This is a genomic window from Mesorhizobium sp. ANAO-SY3R2, assembly GCF_042466635.1.
Lineage (GTDB): Bacteria > Pseudomonadota > Alphaproteobacteria > Rhizobiales > Rhizobiaceae > Aminobacter.
In genome coordinates this window covers 2,926,402-2,948,282 of record NZ_CP159955.1, presented here as the reverse complement: position 1 = coordinate 2,948,282, position 21,881 = coordinate 2,926,402, and the positions used below count along the sequence as shown (strand labels likewise).

General features: G+C 63.9%; 3 protein-coding genes. 2 read left to right on the top strand and 1 reads right to left on the bottom strand.

Going from position 1 to position 21,881, the window contains the following annotated elements:
- Positions 1–231 precede the first annotated feature (231 nt).
- A complete protein-coding gene (locus ABSY17_RS19080; RefSeq protein ID WP_378944050.1) occupies positions 232–11,931 on the top strand; it encodes a hypothetical protein in 11,700 nt (3,899 codons plus the stop codon).
- Positions 11,928–19,853: a hypothetical protein gene (locus ABSY17_RS19075; protein WP_378944047.1), complete on the top strand. Its 7,926-nt coding sequence runs from the start codon at positions 11,928–11,930 to the stop codon at positions 19,851–19,853. Before ABSY17_RS19080 ends, ABSY17_RS19075 begins: the two co-directional genes overlap by 4 nt.
- Positions 19,854–20,000: 147 nt before the next feature.
- Here the strand turns inward: ABSY17_RS19075 and ABSY17_RS19070 are convergent, their stop codons facing one another.
- On the bottom strand, positions 20,001–21,602 hold the full coding sequence (locus tag ABSY17_RS19070) for a methyl-accepting chemotaxis protein (protein WP_378944044.1): 1,602 nt from the start codon (positions 21,600–21,602) through the stop codon (positions 20,001–20,003).
- Positions 21,603–21,881 lie beyond the last annotated feature (279 nt).

The following is a 21,881-nucleotide window of genomic DNA, read 5'->3' as shown; positions in this document are numbered from 1 at the left end:
TTGAACCGATAGGGCGCGACAGATCAGTTTCGCCTCGTGACCGAAGATCAGCGCTACCGACAGCTCGCGAACCTCGGCAGCTTCCTTGGCCATGGCTCTGCGCTTTAGCGAGCTGGAATTATTCGCACCCATAGGTTGCACTAAATGCCTGTAGTGCGTAAAGTAAAATCATTGGTTGAAATTTATCGTTTGGGGTAAGAAGTACAAGCTGCGAAACTGCGGGGTGGGACGGTGGTCAGGATTCTCTTGCCGGCCATGCCGGACGGTGTCGAGGTCTGGTTCGAGGCAAACCTTGAAACGGATGGCTACCAGGCCCGAAGACTTGGTCTCAAAGTCAACACGATAGAGGGCGATTTCGTCTTTGCGTCGACGCTGACCATTCCCGAAGTTCTGGTGGCGGGGCCCAGGGAGCCGGCCGACGCCGACAAGCTGCTCCTTACCTGGGATGACGCGGTGAAGGGCGAATCCCAGGCGCTCGCTGCTGCCGAACTCAACAAATTGTATGACAATCTGCGCGCTCTTGCGCTCAAGCACGACGGCTCGACCGACGATCAAGTCACGGCAGACTTTCTCGGCGTCCATGGCATTGGCAACGCTGCGACGGCTTGTAAAGTCGAGATCAATCCCCATAACCTGCTGCCCAATGTCGGCACCGACGAGCCGATCTTGCGCGCTTCGGCGCGGGCCGAATTCAAGGGTGGCTTTCGGTCTCCTTTCACGGCCGGCGGGATCGACGCGGCTGTGCGCATCGATGTCGAACTGACGCGCAAAGGCTTGCTTCAGGTGCTGCCACGCATCGATGTGCCGGACCTGCCGCATTTCAGCCTCGTCTTCCCGAAGTGCGACTTGCAGAACTGGTCGTTATCAGGGCCTTCGTTTGACAATCTTGATCTCGAGTTCTTCCGGCTGCCGCTACAAGACGACCTTGGCGTCAAGGTCACCTGGACGCCGAATCCGAAGCTCTATTTCATGGTAGCCGACGGCAAGCTGAAGCTTGCGACGAGCGCTTCGGACGTGTCCGTCCAACTCGACGGCACGGAAATCCTCAGGGCCGAAGGCGTATCGCTAAGCGTCGAAGGCGACGCAGTTACGGTCGCCGCCCAGAACGTCATCACCGGCGCCGCCCGCAAGACAATTCCGTCGATCGACCTTTCGACGCGTCTCGCAGGGCCATTTCTCGTCACACTCTCTGACGTCACCGTGACGGTGGAGGCCTCGGGCACCGGGCCGGTGAAACTGGTCGTGACGCTCGACATCGGGCGCGTCCTGATCCGTGCGCGCACCGATCCTGCACTCGTCCTGTCGGCCGCGGTGACGCTTGAACTCACCTACGACAACGGCAAGCTCACGCCGAAGCTGACGAAATTCGAACTGGTCGAGCCTTATCCGATCGAACTCGCGCTCGTCGCGGCGCATGTGATCGAAGACGGTACGCGGCGGCTGCTCTCGTTCCTCCAGAGGATAGAGGTTCCAAAGCCGGGTGTGCCAGGTACGCCGAAGCTTCCAAGCCTGCAGGGCTTTCTCGACGTGCTTCGACGGATAGGGCAGTTGGCCGCAGCCGGTGCCGCATGGCTCGCAACCCAGGGCGTGGCCGGGGCGCGTGCGCTGGCCGGGCTGGCCGAGGCCGCGTTCAAGCTCATCGCCGACACGATCGCGGCGCTCGCAGAGGCGATCGCGGCGGGCGCCGGTGATGTGGCGAAAGCCGTGGTCGTGGAGGTTCGCGTCGACCTTGACCGCTGGCGCATCGTCCAGATCGTGGTCACGCCGGCCGATCCCAAGATCGGAACCTCGTCCTTCGAGCGCAGTTTCCTCGGCTTCGAGCTCAAAGTGCCGTACGACTTCGCGCCTGCGCTGGTCTGCGACCTCGAGAACGGCTGGACCGCGCTTGTGCTGCAAGTCGCGCAATCGAACAAGTCGGTGACGCTGTCGACGGATCTCTGGCTCGATCACGAGAAGACGGGCGTCGTGGAGCCAGTGTCCGGAACGGATCCGGGCGGGACGCCCATCCAAGACAAGCGCAAACCGCTGCTGCAACTGACCGTCACGCCGCTGAAACCGTTCGCCATTGCGCTGGTCATGGTCGAAAGCGGTAAAGCGGCTTTCTTCCGCAAGCTGACCACGCGACCGACCACCAGCTCCATCCCCAACCTGGCAGGTAAGACGGTCGTTCCGGCGGGCCAACTGTTGCTCGCCGCGCGCATCGAAACAGTCGGTAGATTCGACAACGGGGACTTCAATATCGCGCCGGGGATTGACCAGGACCGGATCCTGTCGATGTTCCGCGCGCCGACAAACGCCGATCCGGCGAGCCCGAGCGTGGAGCAGTTTTCCCAGTATATCCGGGTCAAAAAGGCCGATAGCTGGAAGCTTTCTCCTCCGCATATCGAGATAACGCTCGACGTCGAGATCAGTATCGCCGAGACGAAAGTCGACACGCAGCTCATGGTCAAAGTCGATCTCGAGAGCCTGTCGGCCAGGATCGATGGCGGCAAGTTCGATATCGAAATCGATGCGGCTCAAGAGAAAAAGGGCTTCACGCTCCTGGGGCTGAACGGCAAGTTCGTCCGCCTCGGTTCGAACACGGGCAAGCTGAAGCCGCTCTTTCTCGACTTCAGCGACGGCGACCCGCGCCTCGGCCTGAACCGGGAGCAGGCGCGGATCGAACTTTTCTTCGACAGGCTGTCGAGCGCCGGGCGCGGCCTCGGCTTCACGGTCAATGAGTTCGTCGTGTCGCGCGGCGGCATCGACCTCGACGCCGCCGTGCGGGACGAGCCGGTGACGCTCGCCGGCATCGACATGCCGTTCCGCTTCGACAAGGGACAGATGTCGGTCAAGCGCAGCCGGATTCAATCCTTCGCGCTGGTCGGGCACGGCAACCTGCCGCCGGCTCTGGTCGGCGAGGCGAAGGCGTCGATCGAACTGAACTTCGCACAATTGGATGGTGCGCTGGCGCTTCAGGCGGCCAAGGCGGTGCTCGACAAGACGGCCGATCCGTTGCGATGCGAGGGAACGCAATTCACCATTTCGCTGACCAAGCTCGGCCTGAAATTTGTCGAGCAAGGCGGCTACCATTTCTACTTCACGCTGACGGGTTCGGCCGAGTTCCGGCCGGATGGGGATTCGTTTGCCGGCGGACTGCTCAAGAACCTGTCGTCGCTGCGCATCGTGCTCGACGAAGCGCCGCTTGCCGCGGATCCGAGCGTCCTTCTGAACCACATCGAGTTTCAGGTGCCGGTCGATCCTCCGAACCGCACCAACTTCTTCGACCTGTTCGGCTTCGAGTTGCGTGGCGTCGGTTTCCATCCGGCCGCCAAGGAGTTCGGCGGCTCCCCTGCGTTCTCGATCTCTGGCCAGGTGAATTTCACCGACTTCGGCGATGTGGTGACGCCTCGCTTCGACTTCCACAAGCTGTGGATCGCGCCGCCGGAAGCCGGCAAGGCTTTGCCGCGCGTGCGTTTCGACGGCCTCGGTGTCGGACTTTCGCTCGGTGCCATGGGGGAGGCATTCGGAACGGCGATCGCCGTCGATGGGTCGCTGCCGACGTTGTTCAAGCCGGATTCACTGCCCGCGAACGTCACCGCCAAAGGTTTCTTGGCCTCCGGCTCGCTCCGCATCCAGGGCTGGGCGTCGATGTCGGCCTCGATGGGCTTTCTTGAACTCGAAAAGCAGGGGGTATCAGGCAAGCGCCCGGCTTTCTTCCTCTACATCCAGCGCAACGACATGTCGGAGAAGATTCCGACGCCGATCGGAACGATCTTCCTGCGCGAGGTCGGTTTCGGGTTCGGCTATCGCTATACGCTGGCGGGCCTTGCCGCGGCCGACAAAGCCGAAACGCCGCGTGAACTCGTCAAACTGCTCGACGAGGTATCAAAATATCAAGGCAGCCTCGACGACGTGAAGGCGTGGCTTCCACAATATGACAGTTCCGACCTGACGCTTGCGTTGCGCGGCTTGTTCTCGTTGACATCGGCATCGTCGTCGACGGAATACAACCACAAGGGCGAGAAGGACCTTCCAAATCTCGTCCTGTTCGACATCGTCGCAGCGCTCAGGACCGATCTCACCTTCCTGATGAATCTGCGCGCCTGGGTCGCCTACAACTATGCCGATTGGCGCGATGGGCGCAGGACCAACGCCCCTTGGCGCTCGAATCCGACGCTCACCGGCTATCTCTACCTGTCGGTGCCGCGCCGCGAGTTTCTTGCCCGCGCCGTCTACAATCCCGGCGCCGAAATAGGCGATCATCCCAAGCTTCCGGACGAGCTGAAGACGGCCATGAAGGCCGTGCGCTGGTCTTCGACGCTCTATATTCGGCCTGGCCTCTTTCACATGGAATATGGCTGGCCATACGAACTTGGCTTCTCTCTCGGCAAACCGGACGACACCTTCTTTCTCGCGGTCGAAGGCGGCACTGTCCTGCGGTTCGAAGACGCTGCGATCCTCTATGGGCTGGCGTTCCGGGCGCGTGGCCACATCCGTTTCGCCTATGATACCGGCGGCGATTTCGGCGCGTCCGTGTCTGCCGAAGCAAAGATTGCGCTCGGTGCGAAGTTGATCGCCTATCTGGCGGCCAACGTGTCGGACTCGATGTTCTACGGCGTCATCAAGCTCGACATCACGGTCGAGTTCTCCGTGCGCGCGTGGATGAAGTCGGAGTGGTTCAGCCTGTCGGCCGGATTCTCGCAATCGATCACCATCCACGTCGGCGTCGAACTGCTCGTCGAGCCGAACGGCATTGCGGGGCGGGTCGAAGCGTCGGTCGCGGTCGGCGCGTTCGGGCGCACATTGTCCCTCGGCATAGGCTTCACGCTCGGAGACAGCAGGCGCTTGGACAGTGCGCGTGCGCGGGTCGAGCGTTTCCTGTCGCTCGGGCTGGGCTCGACCTATCCTGATCCGGAGGCAGGCGTTCCAGTGTCGCGACCGGCCCCGCTGCCGGAGCCTTCGCGGGCGGGCAACGCGCAACGGTCCGACAATCGGGTCGAGCAGGGCGCGGAACGGCGCAATGAAACGGCGCGGCTGGACACCGGTGCCACCACAAAACCATTCGACATCGTCGGCATAGCCTTCGGGGAGACGGTTTCTTATTGGGCACTGCTGTTCCCGATAGCGGCCGAGGGCGTGCAGGAAGAGCACTATCTCATTCAGTTGGTGCCGTGCGACAACAGCTTCGACGGCGGCGACAATCACACAAAGAGCCATTTCTACGCAGCGCCGATCACGAAGGAAAGCGAGGCCGCGCCTTACGTCGTCTGGGGCCTCCAGGAGCGCGAAGTCCTGTTCCGCAAGGACTTCGCGCCGGTCCCGACCGGCGCAGGCGGCCTTGAGATCAAGACCGACTGGAATGCACCTTTCGGGTTGCACGGCGAGGGCAAGAACGCGACCACCCGGCCGAGCCTTGGAGCCGCATTCAGGGCTGGGTGCTTCATGGCGCCCGGTCAGCCTGTCGGTGTGAAGGTGTTCGAGGCGACCGACATCGAGTCGATCGCATGGGCGCCGCCGGAAGATCTGCCAACCGATCCCGAGGCGGCCAGCATCAGGCTGGCTGCGGCAGCGCGCTCGCGCGCCGATGCCGGACCGACGTTCAAGCGCATGCAGCAGGTCGAGGAGGCGCGGTCCTGCTTCATCGCGACCGTGGCGGAATGCGCCGCACAACTGGCCCTGATGGTCACTTTCGACGGTGCCGACGCCAAGGTCGACAAGGAGCAGGCTGAAAGGCTGGAGTTCGATCCGCGCGCCATCGGCCTGACATTCGTCCTTTCGCGCACCCGCCTCAAAGAGCTTTTTGAGCACATGGACGAGGACCACGCGGAGCCCCCTAAGTCGGGCAACTTCAAGATCGCGACTCGCATTCCGTTCAAAGGTGCGCCGGCATTGGGCACGCCAAGTGAAATCCTGCTGTTCAATCCGCCAAAGCGCATGTTCCGCATTGCTTCGCCGATGTTGAAGGACATCGAACAGAAGCAATCCGTCTCCGGCATCCAGCTGTCATGGGATCTGGAGCCGGCCTGGACGGCTTCGAAGAGCATCTATGGCGATCCGGAGTTCCATCTGAAGCACTACCGGATCGAGCGCCGCATCGAAAAGCTGGGCAAGCGTGCGAAGGGCGTCGAGCCCGCGCCGCGCCAGTTCACGGTGAAGGCGGCCGATCACATCGAGGTGTGCCTCATCGAAGGGGTGTTGAAAAAGCGCCGGCTTCGCTCGCGTCTGCAATTTGTCGACGACCTTCAGGACGTCGACAAGGACGTTCGTGCTGCGCTGTTGAAGCCGGCACTGTCGTCAGAGGTTTCCGAGGCGAAGCCGGACATACTTACGCAAGATAGCCGGGTCGTCTACGCGGTTCTGGCTGTCGATTGTGCCGGAACCAGCGGGATGAGCGATCAGCTTTCGCTGCGCATCTCCCCGCCGATACCCGAACAGAAGGGTATTCTCAAGGCCATTGCGCGGTTCCGCTATGACCGGGTGCCAACGCTCGCCGAGCGTTTCACGCCCCCCGGCGATTTTCTGGCATTCACGGTCGAGGAAGAAGAAAAGAAGGTAGAGCCGAAGGAAAAGGGCAAAAAATACGCAAGCGTTGCCGACGAGGACAGACGGCCGGAGCTCGATGACCTCACCAGCTACACGCTCAGGATCAGGAAGGAACGCACGGTCGCGGTGGGCGTGTTCGGCTCCGACGCGCTGACGCAGGCCCGCGCCGAGCCAGCTGTGCCTGAGCGCGACGACAAGGATCCGCGCGAGAACGAAGTCGATGTCGTGCTGAACGCGCCGGACAGCGCGGGCTACAATGACAAGGACAGGAAGATTTGGATCACCCGCGTCCCACGCCGGCTCAAGATGCGAACGACACCGGGCAATCCGCCTGAGCCGGTTGAGAAGCTATTCGACTACACGATCACCGACACGGACTACAAGAAACTGCTCAAGGCTCTCGACATCGGCTTGTCCGCGGGCTCGTCCGCGCGCGTGAATGCGGCCCGGCTCTATCTGCGCCCGGAGCTGAAAGAGGGTGCTGGGCTTGCGCCGCAGTGGTGCCCGGTCCAGTTGCAGCTGCGGATCGGCAAGGGCGGCGAAGAGACCGCGGTCGATACTACGATCGAACGCTTCGAACACCCGCTCGACGTGCAATTCCAGCCGATCAAGGCGAAGAGCATCATGCCGTCCTCTGGGCGGCTGCATCTCTATCACCCGATGCCGGGTGCGACCTTCGGCGACTTCATCGCTGCAACGAAGGGCAAGCCCTCCGAATCGATACGGTTGCTCTGCGATGGCGATCAGCGCACCGGCGTAAAGCTCGCATGGAATGCGCGTCCGAGCGGCATCGGGGCGTCAAGGGAGGCTGATGAGAAACTGCACTCGCTCATCGCGGGCTATGATCTGTTCTCCCTCGATACCACCGCGATTCCGGGCAACCCGGACAATTGGCGCACGCCATTGCGCTTCGTCGCGCCGCTTGGCCGCGTGCAGCGCCTGCCGACGCAGGAGCGCGGGCTGGAGCCCTCGGAGACTGGCGATTTTGCCCGCGTCGAGGCGTTTTATCCGAGCGGCACGCAGCGGCTGACCGATAAGAATCTGGATCGCAGCTTCGGCAAGCGGCGCGCGGTCTGGTATTCGCCCGCGGAGTCGTTCCTCCTCTGGCCCAGTCGTCCGCTGCGGCGTTCTGTGCTGACCCTGCCCGACGAAACCGACATTGCCCGGCTGTTTACCAAGCAGCGGCCGATGAAGGTCAGGGTGGCGTGGGTGGCGCCCGAAAAGGACGGCAAGCCTTGGCCTGTTGAGGATCGGCTGCAGCCCTGCTTCGCAGTCGCCGCCGACGGCGCCTATCCGGAGACGACCCTGACCGACGGCGTCATGACGCCGGAATTGGCGGGGGGCGTCGCTGGCTCCGCCTTCAGGGTGGATCAGCTCCGGTCCCTCTTGCGCCGGCTCGTCGTATGCGCCCCAAACCCCAAAAAGCTCGGTGAACTCGATGAGAACGACAAGATTGCCAACCGGGATCCCGAAATCTTCGGCAACCTGGCGATTTCACTGACGCCGCTGGACAAGTCCGGCAGGGCGATCGTACCGAGCCCGGACGTTCCCGCCGAGGTGACGATCAAAGTGTCGCTCGCGCCCGGAATCCATCCGATCCTTGCCGACACGCTCGACCTGCTGCAGTACCATGCCGGTCCTCCGTCCTATCGCCGCTACGAACCGGTGCTGGAGGCCGCGCCTCCGCTCAATGCGGACAGGCTGTCCGCCTTCTTCGACGAGACCGCAGCCGATCGCGACCCCGCCGGATGGGGCGTGCTGCGCACCCTCGGACTTGCCGCCGCGTTCCGTCTCTATGACGTCGAGGAGGGCCGGTTTCTTGAATCGGACAGCGCACTGAAGCTGCTGAACGAGGCACTCGCGCGTGTTCTGCCGCGCTATGCCAACGCGCCGTCCGCCATCGGGGCGCCTTTCGTCGACGTGTTTTTCACGACCGACGGGCTGGCCGAGCTCGTTTCTCATCACGGCGCGGCGCCCCACGACCCGGATGCCGAGGTCACCTTGCGCGACGGCAAGGCGCTGGCGCTGGTGCAGATCGAGTTGCGGCCAACGGTGGAGCCGCTATCGCCGGTCGCCAAGCCGCAGCGCTTCGTCCACTACGCCACGCTGAAACGCAAAATCGGCGAGGCGTTCACCCTGCGGGCCGCAAAACCGACCGGCGATGGAAAGGCGCCGGCGCCGATCCTGATCGAAGTCGACGTGCTCACGGCGACGGACGGCGGGGCCCAGCGACGTGTCCTGTTGATGCAAGGCGCAACTGAAGGGCGGTTTCCGCTCTCGAACGGCGAGACCGTCAGCGATGCCATCAGCTTCCAACCGGGGCCGGCCGGCAGCGACATCGCCTATGTCCGGTTCGTCGCGCTGACGCAGGCGATTGGCGACAACGATCTGAAGCGCCTGCTGAAAACGACGGCGGCGAATGGCGCTGAGAATGCGGCTATCGAGGTCGTGTCGTCCTGGCCATCGAAGGACGACGAAATTGGGGTTCCAGACCGCGTCGTAAATCGACCCAGGGAAGGCGAGGCTGGCCCCTGGGGTCGCTTCGCGGACATCCCCGACACCTGGCTTGCCGCCATGCTTTTCAACGACGGCATAGCCGACAAGCCGGGGGACGGCCCGAAAATTCTCGATGAAGCCTTTGGCGCAGCCTCGCCCGGCAACACGCTCTTCACGATCGCGCACGTCCTTGCCCCGCGCGCCGCAAAGCAGGGCAAGGCCGATTTTGCCGCGACGCCCAGCGATCCGCAAAAACGCCTGGATCTGGTGAGCCGTCTCGCGGCCTGGACGCGCCGCTTCATGGAGCACGGCCCGGCGCGGAAGGGTTCAGGCGCAGAGGCAGGCCTTGCTTTCGGGATGCTGACACGGCCAAATCCGTGGCGGCTTGCACCCGACAAGGACGGACTGCTGTCGATCATGCTGCCGGAGAAGGATCGTTGGGGCAAGACGCTCAAATATGCCGTGCGCCCGTTTGGGCGGTACGAGAATCTGGTGCGCGCCCAGCAAGCATATGAGGCCAGGAAAAAGAGCGAGGAGGACCTGGACCCGGGGAAGGGGCTTGCGCCACCAGCCTTTACCGACTCGTTCCGCTCTACCGACATCGACGATGCAACGAAGGTCGCCGGTGTTCTCTACGACTACTTCGCCGACGCCGTGATCGAGCGCACGGAACCGCTCGCTGCTCCGGTCATCCTAGCCACGCGCCGCAACGATCTCGTCGACGACACCGGCTTGCGTCGACCCGGGAATACGATCCAGGTCATCGTTTCGCGCCATCCCGAAGAGATCTTGTCCGATGCCAATATCCGCGTCGATGCGGGGCTCGCGATGCGGCATGTCGCGATCGGCTTCTGGCGCGAGTTCGCGGCGCCGAAATGGGCGCGCAAGGTCGTCGACGAGAGCAAGTTGGCTGGGCCCATCGATCTCCTCGCCGAGTTTGGGCCGTTCCGTGCGGGCGGGCACGATTATCGACGGCTGCCCGAGCCTAGGGCGCTCTCGATCGTCAAGGAGACCGACGGCAAGGCAGTCGCGGTGGTTCCTGTGACGGCAGTCGCGCCGATCGACGACATCGACTACACGACGATCCGCGAGCTCTACGAACGCCATCCCGATCTCTGGCGTGGTGCTTACGCCCTCAATCTCGCGGCATTGCCATATGGTTTCCGCCTGCATGCGACGGCGCATGCCGCGGCCGGCGTGGTCGTCTCGCCGTCGAGCGTCGCAACGGTCGACGAGGCAGGCTACCAGCTCGTCTTGCCCTGGCGGCAGGATATCAGCGTATCCCAGGCTTGGCAGGACAAGGCCGTGGCGTCACCGTCATGGGCCATCGACAGGCCTGCGCCGGAGGACGCCGACGAGCCGGTCAAGCTTGTCGTGCGCTACCCGCTGGTGCGCCTGGTCGATGGCATGTTCAAGGACGCGCGGGATATCTGGTTCGATGGGGAAGACGCCCCCGATCTGTACCGCTTGCCCGATCCCGCGGTCAGCTATCGGCTTTCGATCGAGACGCGCGACGGGCGCGTGCGCGTCGGCGAAGTCGACATCGGCGCCGTCACGAACGACCCGGACGAGCCGTCCACGCCACGGCATGCCTTGTATCTCAATCAGTTGATCGGCACGCGCTTTGCCAAACCTGATGACCAGCCGATCCCGAGCGTACTTTCCGCACGGCTTCCGACCCACTTCGAGCTCGCATTGACGCTCACGGTCAAGGGCGACGCTCCTTCGCCTCGTACCAAGCCATCGGATTTCGAGCTTCGGCCCATGACATCGTCGCCGCGGCCGGGCGACCTGCGTATCGCTGCGGCCGACATGGCCATGTGGGGCGTGATTGCGCCTGAGCCAAATGCGGCCAATCGGACGCTGGCGCTGACGCTGACGCCGCCCGACGCGCCGGATCCCAATACGGGGCAGCCGGATTCGACATGGACGGCATTCAGGACCGAGGTGGTGCGGTTCGTCGCGGCGGTCGAAACCTATGCGGCGCTCGCCCGCCCGCAGAGGGTGAAGGACATTGCGACATCTGTGACGAACCAGGTCAGGCCGTATGCGGTCGACCGCGTCGCGAACTGGCCGGGCCCGAAGAACGGGGGCCAGGCGGAGCCGGCGACGTTGCAACTCCCGTGGGTGCTGGGCCTTCCTGCCGAAGGCTTCAAAGGCATCGGCGTCGGACGTCCCGGCGGGTGGATTTGGCCGGCCGAGCCGCTTGTCGATGCGACCAATGCGGCGGCGCGAGCGGTCGTCGTCAAACTGCTCGACGATGCACTTGCGGCGGCGGCAGGAAATGCCGATCGCGAGGCACGACTAGCGGCGCTCAGACTTGCCGTCCTCGACGCCATGCGGGCACGGGCAGTTGCGTGGCGCCGCTTCCACGACGAACAGCCGCTGCACATGCTCCGCCCCCTGCGGCGGAGCGATGTACCGGATAAGGTGACGGTTGCTGCGCTGCCGCCGATCGCCGTGACCGATCCGTTTGATCTTGTGGCGACGATCCGGCTTCCCAGGAAATGGACCCGAACGGAGGCGGATGTCGAGGCCGCCATTGCCGCGCTCGAAGACGAGCCCAACACGGCCGACACGCTGGACGCGCTGGTCGCATTGGCCAGGCAGCCGGAGGAGGCCGCTGAAGTCGCGATGCGCTGGTCGTGCAGGGCTGTGGCGCAGCCGAGCCTCGAAAGCCTCTCCGATGGCGCCGCCCTCGATCTCAAGATCACGACGATCATCCTGAACAAGCCGGCCCTACTTTGGGAGACGCGGAAGCTCGCGCCTGCAAATCTTCTTCTTCCGGCGCTCGTCGACGAACTCACCGAGGAGATGCTGTTCGGACCGCAGCGTCGGCTGGTGATACAGGCGTTTCACGGCCTTGCGAAACCGGCGCATGACGCGGTGGAGAGGGATCAATCGACATGAGCGAAACTACCAAGCTGAGCCATGTACGCATCGTCGGCCCCCGGCTCGCACTGACCGACCACGGTCCGGCCTCGACGGCCTTCACGTGGCACGCGGATTTGTCGGTCGCCTATCTTGGGAAAGATCGTCCAAAGCCCGAGGACAGGGCGCTGGTCAACTATACCCAGGGCCTGCGCGTGCTGCTGCAGGCACCTGAGTCTGACCCTCAGGCAACGCCGATCGAGGTTGAAGTCCCGAGGAATCCCCCGGATCCGAGGGAGAAGCTCAAGGAACCACCAATCCATGAGACAGTGCGGCTGCGCACGCCGCATCTGCTGGTCGGCAATGTCCATGCCGGCGGTTCGACCCTGACTTTCGCGCATGCATCCACGGGCTACGCGGTGCGTGCGGCTGCGCCCGAAGCCGTTGACGACAACAACAAGGTGACGCGTGGCTTCTCCAGCCTCGTCCTGACCCCGCTCGATCCCTGGCCGACGCCGCAGAAAGATCGCAAAATCGAGGTCCCACGTTTTGCGATCGGCGAGCAGCGACTGCGCGTCCTCGTCGGCGTGACCAAGAAAGAGCCTGAAGGCTTCCTGCGGCTCGCCAAGCTCTCGAACGACACGGCGGCGGCATTTGTCGGTACGCTGCCGAACACCGGGGCCGATCTGGCCAAGCTCCCCCGCGTGGAGCTTCAGCTTGTCAAAGTGACCGGTGCCACGGGTTCGTTCGTTGCGCTCGAGCTGACGCCCGATGGCATCGAGTTGCGCGGAACCGTCGCCAATCCTCTGAAGTCGTTCGGGGTCGCCGGCGCCAAGGACCGCATCGACGTGATCCTGCGTCTCGTCCACAAGGTCGATCCTGTTTCGCCCGATCAGACGATTTGGAGCCTCGAACTCGTTCGCGAGGAAGACCCGGCCGCCTCCGACAAGATCGGCAACGCGATCCGCCAGGCGCTTGGCATTGTGCGTGCCGCTTTCGCGCCATGGCAGACCCAGCCTCTGGTCCTCGACATCGATACCGTCGTCCCAGATCTGGCGGTGCGATGGCCGTTGGAATTGAAGGACAAATCGCTTCGGCTGCCCGGCGCTGACGGCGAGGCATGGAACCTTCGGGTCGATGCCGGCGCGCTGCGGGCGCGCCTGAGGGGATCCCCTGTCCGCGAGGGCGAGTTTGCGACGGAGGTCGCGATCGTTCCGAACATGCTTTCCTTGTCGAAATCCGCCAAAGGCGTCGAACTCGTACTCGATGCCGATCGGCGCGACGCGGCCGAGAAGGCAAAGAGCGGGGACAAGGTACCCGGCCCGTGGGTGACGCTGAGGCACACCGGCGCCGGACCGACGCAGGTTTCGATTGCCCCAACCGACGGCAATCTGGACTGGTTTCTCGACCGTCGCGCGCTGGCCCATGATCTGGCCGAGCGCTATGCCCGAGCCGGGGTTCACCCAGCCGGCGCCGATACGACCTACGCCTTCGTCCCCTTGACTGAAGGCTGGCTGCAACTGCCGCTCAGCCTGGATGATGACGGCGACGATGGCTACGGCAACGGCGCGCCGACCGACTCGATCGGCTTCGAGGGGCAGGTCGCCTTCGCGATCGACGATTCCGCAACGCCGGGGGTGCCGTTGAAGCCGGCGGAACTGCCTCGCCCGCTCGGTCGGCGCCTTGAGATCACCGCCGCCGATCGTGTGCACGCGACGGCGACGTTCAAGGCGAAAAAGGTCGCGGACCTCACGATCGATATCCGTGGCGCGGCGGGGACCGTGGACGGACTGCTGTGGGTGGCGGCCGGCAGCCCTTCGCCGGAGAACATCCTGCCGCAATTCGACGCCGGCCCTGCTGCGTTGATGGGGTGCACGCTCGCCTTCAGCCGCCTGGCAAAGCCTCCGGCACAGCTGATGCCGCTGACCTCCAAAGCCTTCGTACCCGACAAGGAGTTCGCGCTCATTCTGCCAACGGCGAGCAACGGGCCAACGCTATCCTATCTGTGGCGCGGATACACCGATATGCCGTTGGTGACGGCGATCAGCATGACGCGGACGGCGGAAAGCTCGGGCAATCCGTCATCGACACGCGGCCTGTTGTGCAGGGAGTTTGACCGGGCGAGCCATGCCTGCGTTCTGACCTACCCGCCGCCGCACGGTTTCGCTACGCTCACGCTCGAGCACAAGAAAAAAGATGTCCCGCTCGATAAATTGCCTTTGTTCGGCGGCGCCGCGGGCCCGCAATCCCAGGTGCCGCTCGTGCCGGTCACGTTGCCCGGTATCGAACTCAAACCCGCCGCAGGCACGTTCACCGAACTCGAGACGCACCTTCGCTTCGATCTGCCGATGCTCGACGAGTTGTTCGCCAACACTCGCCTGCCCGAGAAGGCGCCGGTCAATACGAACGGCGCGGCGCCGGAGCTTCCTCCGCCGGACGCACCGACGTCGCTTGATCCCGATCGTCTCATGATGGCGTGGCAAAAGGCCGTGGATCGTCTGGATCTCTCGCGGGTCCAGGCTTCCAAAGCGTTCGACGAAGGGGCGCAAGCGCGGAAGGTCGTTATCGAAACTCTGTTCGAGGGCGCGACGTGGACGACGGACTTTGCGCTCTACCCCACGGTTCAAATTGAGGCCAAGCAATACGCATTCGGATCCTACTATCTCGGCAAGGAGCGCTTTGGCGGACGGCAAGCGCTGCAAGGGCTTTCCAGAGCGTTTGACGTCAACAAGCAATTGGTGGACGCTGCGGCTGGCTCGAAAAATCCATTGCGGATCATAGGCTTTGCGGCTGCCCTTTGGGAGGACACGCGCGATGGGCTGACTGGATGGCGTGACACGCGCGCGGCCATCACGGCGAAGCTTCCCACCTCCGAACGCTTCCGCGACGAAGCGCCTGGCGAGGGCAACGGGCTGGTGCTGCGCGAGGTCGGCATTGTTGGCGCCGACGGCAAGCTTGCTGCGCGATCCTCGCGCGCGACACTCGCCAAACCGATCCCGGTCGAATTGCCCGCCGTCAAGCAGCGCACGCTCGGTCTGTGGTTTCGCGACTTGCCACTCAAAACGAAGAGTGCGGGGCATCTCAGCCTGGTCCAGGACGCGGATGACCTGGAACTGACCATCGGGCCAAGCCAGGCGGCCTTCGATCGGACCGTTCTGCCGCGATCAATCCATGAATGGCGGTTGTGCAACGACGCGAAGGCGGGGGGCGCGGAGCCGCCAAGCGCCTACGAGATCGCGCTCGGGCCGTTGCGGTTTCGCCCGTTGCGCTTGCTTGATGTCACGCTCGACGACGCCAATGGCTGGAGCGCCAGCGGCGCCAAGATCGGCGGGACGGTCTCGCTGGCCAGTTCCGGCGTGAGCACATTCGATCACGGCCCGTTCGAGCCGGAGCTCGCCTATGCGACCGGCAATCTCGCGGCAATTTCGCTGGTGAAGCACAAACATGGGCTGACATTCGCTGGGGCGGGCTGGGAAAGCGTTCAGGTCGACGTCGATCCGGGGGATGCAAAAAGGCGTGTGGTCACCAGCGGCGGCGCCGCGAAGTTGTCGTTCCGCCTGGCCAATGTGGCGGTGGCCTACGGACCGGATGTCCCTTCCGGGGACACGACCACAGTGCTGCTCGAGCTGACAGCAGACAAGGCGGCGGGACCGGAGGGCTTGCCGAACTTCTCTGCCGCAAAGCTCACCGCCGTTCTTTTCGGTCGGCGGGTCAAGTTCGAGACGGACGCGGTGGCAGTCATATCCGACGCGATCACCGCGACGTTTGACGCATCACTCGACGCCGGCGATCTGAAGGATGCAAGCGGCATTCGGCTGACAAGAGTCAAGATCGCCATCGTGGCCGGCCGAACGCCGACGCTGACCTTGAGCGGCGAGTTGAAGATTGCTGCAGCGGACCCCTCTGAAGGCGCCAAGCCGCTCGACGTTGTCCAGCACACGCTGGGCGGTGCGTTGTATTGGCTCAATCACGAAATCATAAGCTTGGGCGCATTGCTCAAGCAGGATCCGCGGCGCCGCCCGATGATGGTGGATCATCGGCGCGGCGTGATCGATATCGCCGGCAATCTGCAGGGCGCTTCGGCCCAACCGATCGCCGGGCTGACGGCGGCCGAGCCGAAGATCCGCTTCAGCTTGACGATGGCCATCTTGCGGGGCGAGCCAAAAGGGACAAACAGCGACTACGTCTACAGGTCAGTTTCGGGCTTTGGCGAATTTAGCCTGGCTTCCAGCGATGGGCCCTTGCAGCGCTTCGATCATGTCGTCGCCAGCAAGGACAACAAGTCCGATCCGGCGTGGACATCGCGCATTATGGTGGACGTGAAGCTCGCCGCCCGCGAGAGCCGAATCCACTGGCCGATCGGCAGCCTTCCCGAAAAATTGATGAGGCTGGATACAGGGGCTTACGTCGATTTCGCCAATCTCGCCGCACTGGTCAGCTCGCGCGCATTGCGTGGCGTGCTGAGCGCTGCCGATGCCGGCACGGTTCTCAAGCACGTGGTGACGATGACCGCCATCGGTCAGCCGATAGCGACGAGCGCGTTGAGCGTGGAAGAGAGAGATGCCATGCCACGCGTGGCGTTCCAGATACCCTGGACGTTCCACGCTCTGGCCGAGCATCACGTCAGCGATCCTGAGGGCGAGGACAGGACACTCGCTTGGACGAGCCTCGACCATGTCAATGCCATCGATGCGCACGTCCTTATCGAAGCGGCCAAAGCTGCCGTGAATCTGAAAGAGCCGTACAACAAGGGCATCTTTGCATTTTCGCCGCGCTACAAGAATATCCACCCGGACGAAGGAAAACATCCGCCGGTGGTGAAGGCCGGACTCGTTCTGAGGGCCTTTGCCCAGGCTGGCTTTCCGGTCGAAGCACTGGCGGTCGCGCTCGCCGAGCTTGATGATCCGACGGAAGACGGGATCATCTTCACCGCCGCCGGTCCGACCACGGTCGAGACGACGCCGAAGCTGGAGGGGCCCTTCTGGCCGGCGATGCCGGCAAAATCGGAGTACATCAGCTGCGATCGACACGGCCTTGTGCTTGCGCTGCCATGGCTGACGGCGATCGATGAGGACTATCAACTTGGAGAGGTTCTCGACTCGTTCAAACAGGCGCCACGGGCGGGCACGGCCGAATGGGACGCCCCTGACGTCGATTGGGCTGCCGGATCGTCCGCTCCACTGGCGCGCAAGCCCTCGCCGATCCAGCCTGTCGGTTCGGGCAGCGCCGCTGATATCGCTTCTTTGCTCGCCCGCGCGCTGCAGCGCGGTGTCGATGCCGAACCGGTGCGCGCGCTGGCGGCGGTCGAGCAGGTTTTCCTGCGGCCGGGGAAGAATGCCGGACCGCTCGAAGAGCGGCCGATATGGTTGCGGAGCCTGCTGGCACTACGCACGCTCTGGCAGGAAATAGCAGAGGTCGAGTGCGCGCCCGGCGAAGTCTTGTACATCGATGAGCGCGCCATCATGATAGTGCCATCCGGCGAGGCCGATGGCGGCGTTGCCCGCTTCAAGCTCGGACGCCGCCGTTTGTCTGACGAGAGCGAGGCTGAGGCGCCGCTGATCGGCGCGGCCGGCCGCATGATCGCCATCGATCGCGAACGTGCCGTATCCGAACCGATGCCGGCAACCGAGACCCTTGGCGCCTCATCCGGCGCGGGCGGAGATCAGGTCCTCCGGCGCGCCCGTCTCGCGAGCCGCGCAGAGTGTCTTGTGAAACAGCCGGTCGCAGTGGTCGCTGTCGCGGCCTGGCCGGAGGCCAACGACAAGGCGGCAGACATCTGGATTCGGGTCGAGGTGTCGCCCGATTTCGACGACGGCGCCCTCGATATTCCGGTCGAGATCGACGCCCAAACCCGGCTCTATGCGTCCCCTGCGCTCGGTTGGCCGACGGCAAAGGGTACTGCGAAGGCGGCGACCGGAGCGATGGGGATGGGCGAAGATCGCGCCTTCCAGGATGCCGGCCCGAAGGACGATCCCGACATCGCCACCCCTGACGATGTCAAACGATATGGATCAGGTCTGTCGGGACGTGCCGCGAGCCTGTCGCTGCCGGCGCGAGCAAGTACCGACGAGCGGCCCGATCCGACGAACGACGACCTGTTCATTGATACCCGTTCTCCGGTATTTATCGCGTTTGGACGCAAGATGATCTTCAACCGGCCCGCGCCGGCCGATCTGCCGATCGTGTCGCCGCCCGCCCGTCATCTCTCTCCGACCGAGGCGCGGGCGATCGTTCCGGCGGCGCAGGACCTCCAGGCGACGCTCGGACGCGTCGTCACGGGGCACGCAGCACCGCTTGTGCCGCCGCACCTCGAGCGGACGAGCTTCGGGCTGCGTCCGGGCGCCATGCAGGCTGAATTCGATGCGCTGCTGTTCACGGACGGATTGTGCCGCAGCGAGATCGCCGCAGAGAAACAAGAAGACCTCAGCGCCGGCATCGGCCGGTTCGGTCGCCCTGGGCATGCCGGACCTCGGCTGGTGCGCCAGCTGCGGCCGCCACGCGCGCCCGCGCTGCCGCGTGTGCCCCTGTCGCGGCAGGACTTTGTCACCAGCCATGGCCGCCGGACATTTGTCGAACTTGACGACCACGCCACTGATGGCGGGCCCGGCAAGGAGCAGGACGTGCGCTTTCCGACGCCGTTCCGGCTCTTCGAAGGCGTAGGAACTATCTTGCGGCGGGACTACAAGAGCTATCGGATACAACTGCTCGGAATGCCGCTGTTGCCCGAATGGGGCGGCACTCTGACGCTGCGCATCACGTCGCCCAGCTACAGGTCAGGCGCAGATGAACTCGCAAAAGCGCTCGCCGAACTCGGATTGTTGAGCAACGGTCCTAAAGGTCTCGGCGCGGTGCTCTCCATTAACCGGTTCATCGTGCGCTTTCGCGAGGCGAGATGGTCCATTGTCGGGGATGCCGTCGATCTGACCTTGGTGACCGAGAGCAGTGACCTTGCCAACGTGCGCTCGCGCCTCGATGCGGTGGACGGCGATTCTCAGGTCATACTCCAGATGCGTTGCGCACAGGAGCTGGATGGCGCGGCTACACCACCCGTCACCTTCGCCCTGGCATCCGCGCCGGCGGAGCCAACGCAGGCCGTGGCTGTCCTCGAAGCTGAGCCGCGCCGGCAGTTTGCGTTGCGTGTGCCGGTTCGTCCGACAGCACGGCCGAGCGTGAATGTCGGCATATCGACACTCGTTTTCGGCGATCCCTCCTACGATCGCGAACTATCGGGTCCGGGCCCGTCGAATTCGCAGCGCGACACGAGCGGTGTGCTGTGGAAAGTCGCACTCGACCGATTTGAATACGGGACCGACACCCCGTTCTATTTCGCATTCGGATCGATCAATGTAGAGAGCGGTCTGTTTGGAGATACCGCGCCGAATGCCGCCGTCGTGACCTTGCAGCGGCAGGTCGCGGTAAAGGACGACAGTCCGTCGCAGATTCAAGATCTCAAGGTCGCCAACATGACCAATGGCGACGGGATATATGAGATCAAGGTTGCCGAGGCGTATGGGATTACCTTCGACCAATTGCGCAACAAGGACGGCAGTCCCGTCGAATTCGGCGATGGCGATCAGATCGTGGTGTCGATCAGGTTCACCGATCCCGCGAACGTGAAGCGCGATCTCTCCGTGCGTGCAACGGTCGTCCCACGTCCGGTCGTCGCTCCGCCGCCGGCGGTCTTTGCGCTGGTAGCGCCGTTCGACGACGGCGGCAAGCAACGTGCTCGGGTTGCCTTGCATGCAACGGCACCGCTGCCGCAACGCATCGAGTTCCCGAATTTGGCGCATGATCTCGCGATCGGCCACATCAGGCGGCGGGCCTTGTTCGTCTGGTCGATCAGCACCGTTCCGGCGGCATCGCCGGAGCAGGTAACCCTCGTGAAGATCGATCGTGCGGGAGGCGGGCAGCTTCCCGAAAGAGGCTCCGACCTTTTCTTGCCCTTGCCTTTGCCACAATAGCTCGCGGCCGACAGGTATGTCGTTTGCCTACGGGTTCCGGTTGCGAAGCTTGGATCCCATAAGTTGGAGCGCCGCGCGTCCATTCGGTCGCACGGCGCTCCAATTGTCCTGCTGTGGACTGGCTTCGGAACCGTGAAGCTTGATGCCTCAGAACTCGTTCCAGCCGGCCTCCGGCCCCGCGGGGTTGCCATTTCCGTTGCGGACGACCCTGAGCGGGGGCTGCGTCCGGCGCTGGCGCGTGTCGGCGCGTGCTGCACGCGGCGCGCGTCCGGCGACCTCGAAGTGGGACACGCTGGTCGTCAGCGCTACGGCCTCTTGGGCGAGTGCATGGGACGCTGCGGTCGACTCTTCGACCATGGCCGCGTTTTGCTGCGTGACCTGGTCAAGCTGGTTGACGGCGTTGTTGATCCCCGACAGGCCGACTGACTGCTCCTTGGCCGAATTTGCGATTTCGGCAACCAGCACGCTGATCTCCGTCACCTTGCTGGTCAGCACCTCGAGCGCGTCACCCGTCTGGGCGGCGAGCCTGACACCGGCTGCGACACGCTCGCCCGAGGATGCGATGAGCGTCTTGATCTCGCGTGCCGCGTCCGCCGAGCGCAGCGCCAGGCTGCGAACTTCAGAGGCGACGACCGCAAAGCCCTTGCCGGCGTCGCCGGCGCGTGCTGCCTCCACCCCGGCATTCAGCGCCAGAAGATTGGTCTGGAAGGCGATGTCGTCGATCACCGAGACGATCTGGCCGATATGCTGGGCCGAGCTGTCGATCTCGCCCATGGCGATGGTCATGTCCCGCATCGCCTGGCTGCTTGACTGGGCACTGGACTTGGCGTCCTGCGCAACGCCATCGGCCTTGGTCGCGCCAGTGGTGGTCTGCGAGGTGGCCTGCGAGATCTCTTCGAGCGCCGCAGCGGTCTGTTCCAGGCTCGCCGCCTGGTGCTCGGTCCGCCGCGCCAGATCGTCGGCTGCCTGGACAAGCTGGGCGGAGCCGTCGTGGATGGCGGCGGCGTTTCCATGGATGCGGCCGACTGCTTCCTCGAGCAGTTCCATGGCGCGGTTGAAATCCGTCCTGATCTGGTCGTAGTTCGGCGCGTCGAGGGGCTCGATCCGATGATTGAGCTGGCCTTTGGCAAGCTGGTCGATGGCCTCTGCGAGTGAAGCGAGTGCGGTGCGCTGCTCCTTCTCTGCCTCCTCGCGTGCGGCTTCGGCGGTCAGCCGGCGCTTTTCGGATTCCGCGAGATAGGTGGAGATCACGAGTTCCATGTCGAACAGCGAGGCCTTGAGCAGGGCGCTGAGAGCCTGGCTCGCCCGCTCGCGTCCAGGCGCCCGAATGCCAAGGCCCTTCGGCCAGAACTGCTCGAGGATAACCGAGACGATCTGGTCGATGATCAGGGTGTAGCCGCCGACATACCAGCGGGGCTCCAGGCCGATATCGGCATGGATCCGCCCGATCCGCTGCGCCGACTGGACGTAGCCCTCGCCGAAATTGCCCGCCGCGATCGCGCTCCAGTGCTTGATCTGGCGCCCGCTCGCGACCTGCATCTTCTGGCTTCCGGCCACGCCAGCCCCGAAGAAGCGGCGCGCCTCCTCGAACTTGGCGATGTGAGCGTAGAAGTTGTCCATCACGGCCGGCAGCGCCGCTTCGATCGCGGGTCTGACTTCGTTCAGAGCTTCACGCGCTTCGCCATCGAACCGTACAAAGGCAAGACGTCGAGCAATCGCGGCGTCCGTGGCAACGGAATTGTCGGACATTTCTATTCCTTTTGGGTGGCCGGCCGGTTCCTGGGGCATCACTTGCGCGAGGCTCTCGCCAGCGGCTTGTGGTCGACTGGCTATGCTCAAATGGTTCATTTTCCGTTTCCGGCAAAGCATTGGAATCATATGCGAAATGTTGACGTGGCGTTACGGCGCCATCTATGGTTGCTTATGGGCTGGATCCACTCTCCCTATGCTAGAATTGTCGTGCCCAGCATCATGTGGCCGACAGTCGCGGTGGCTGCTACCGCGACAGCTGCGCGGCGGCGGCATCGC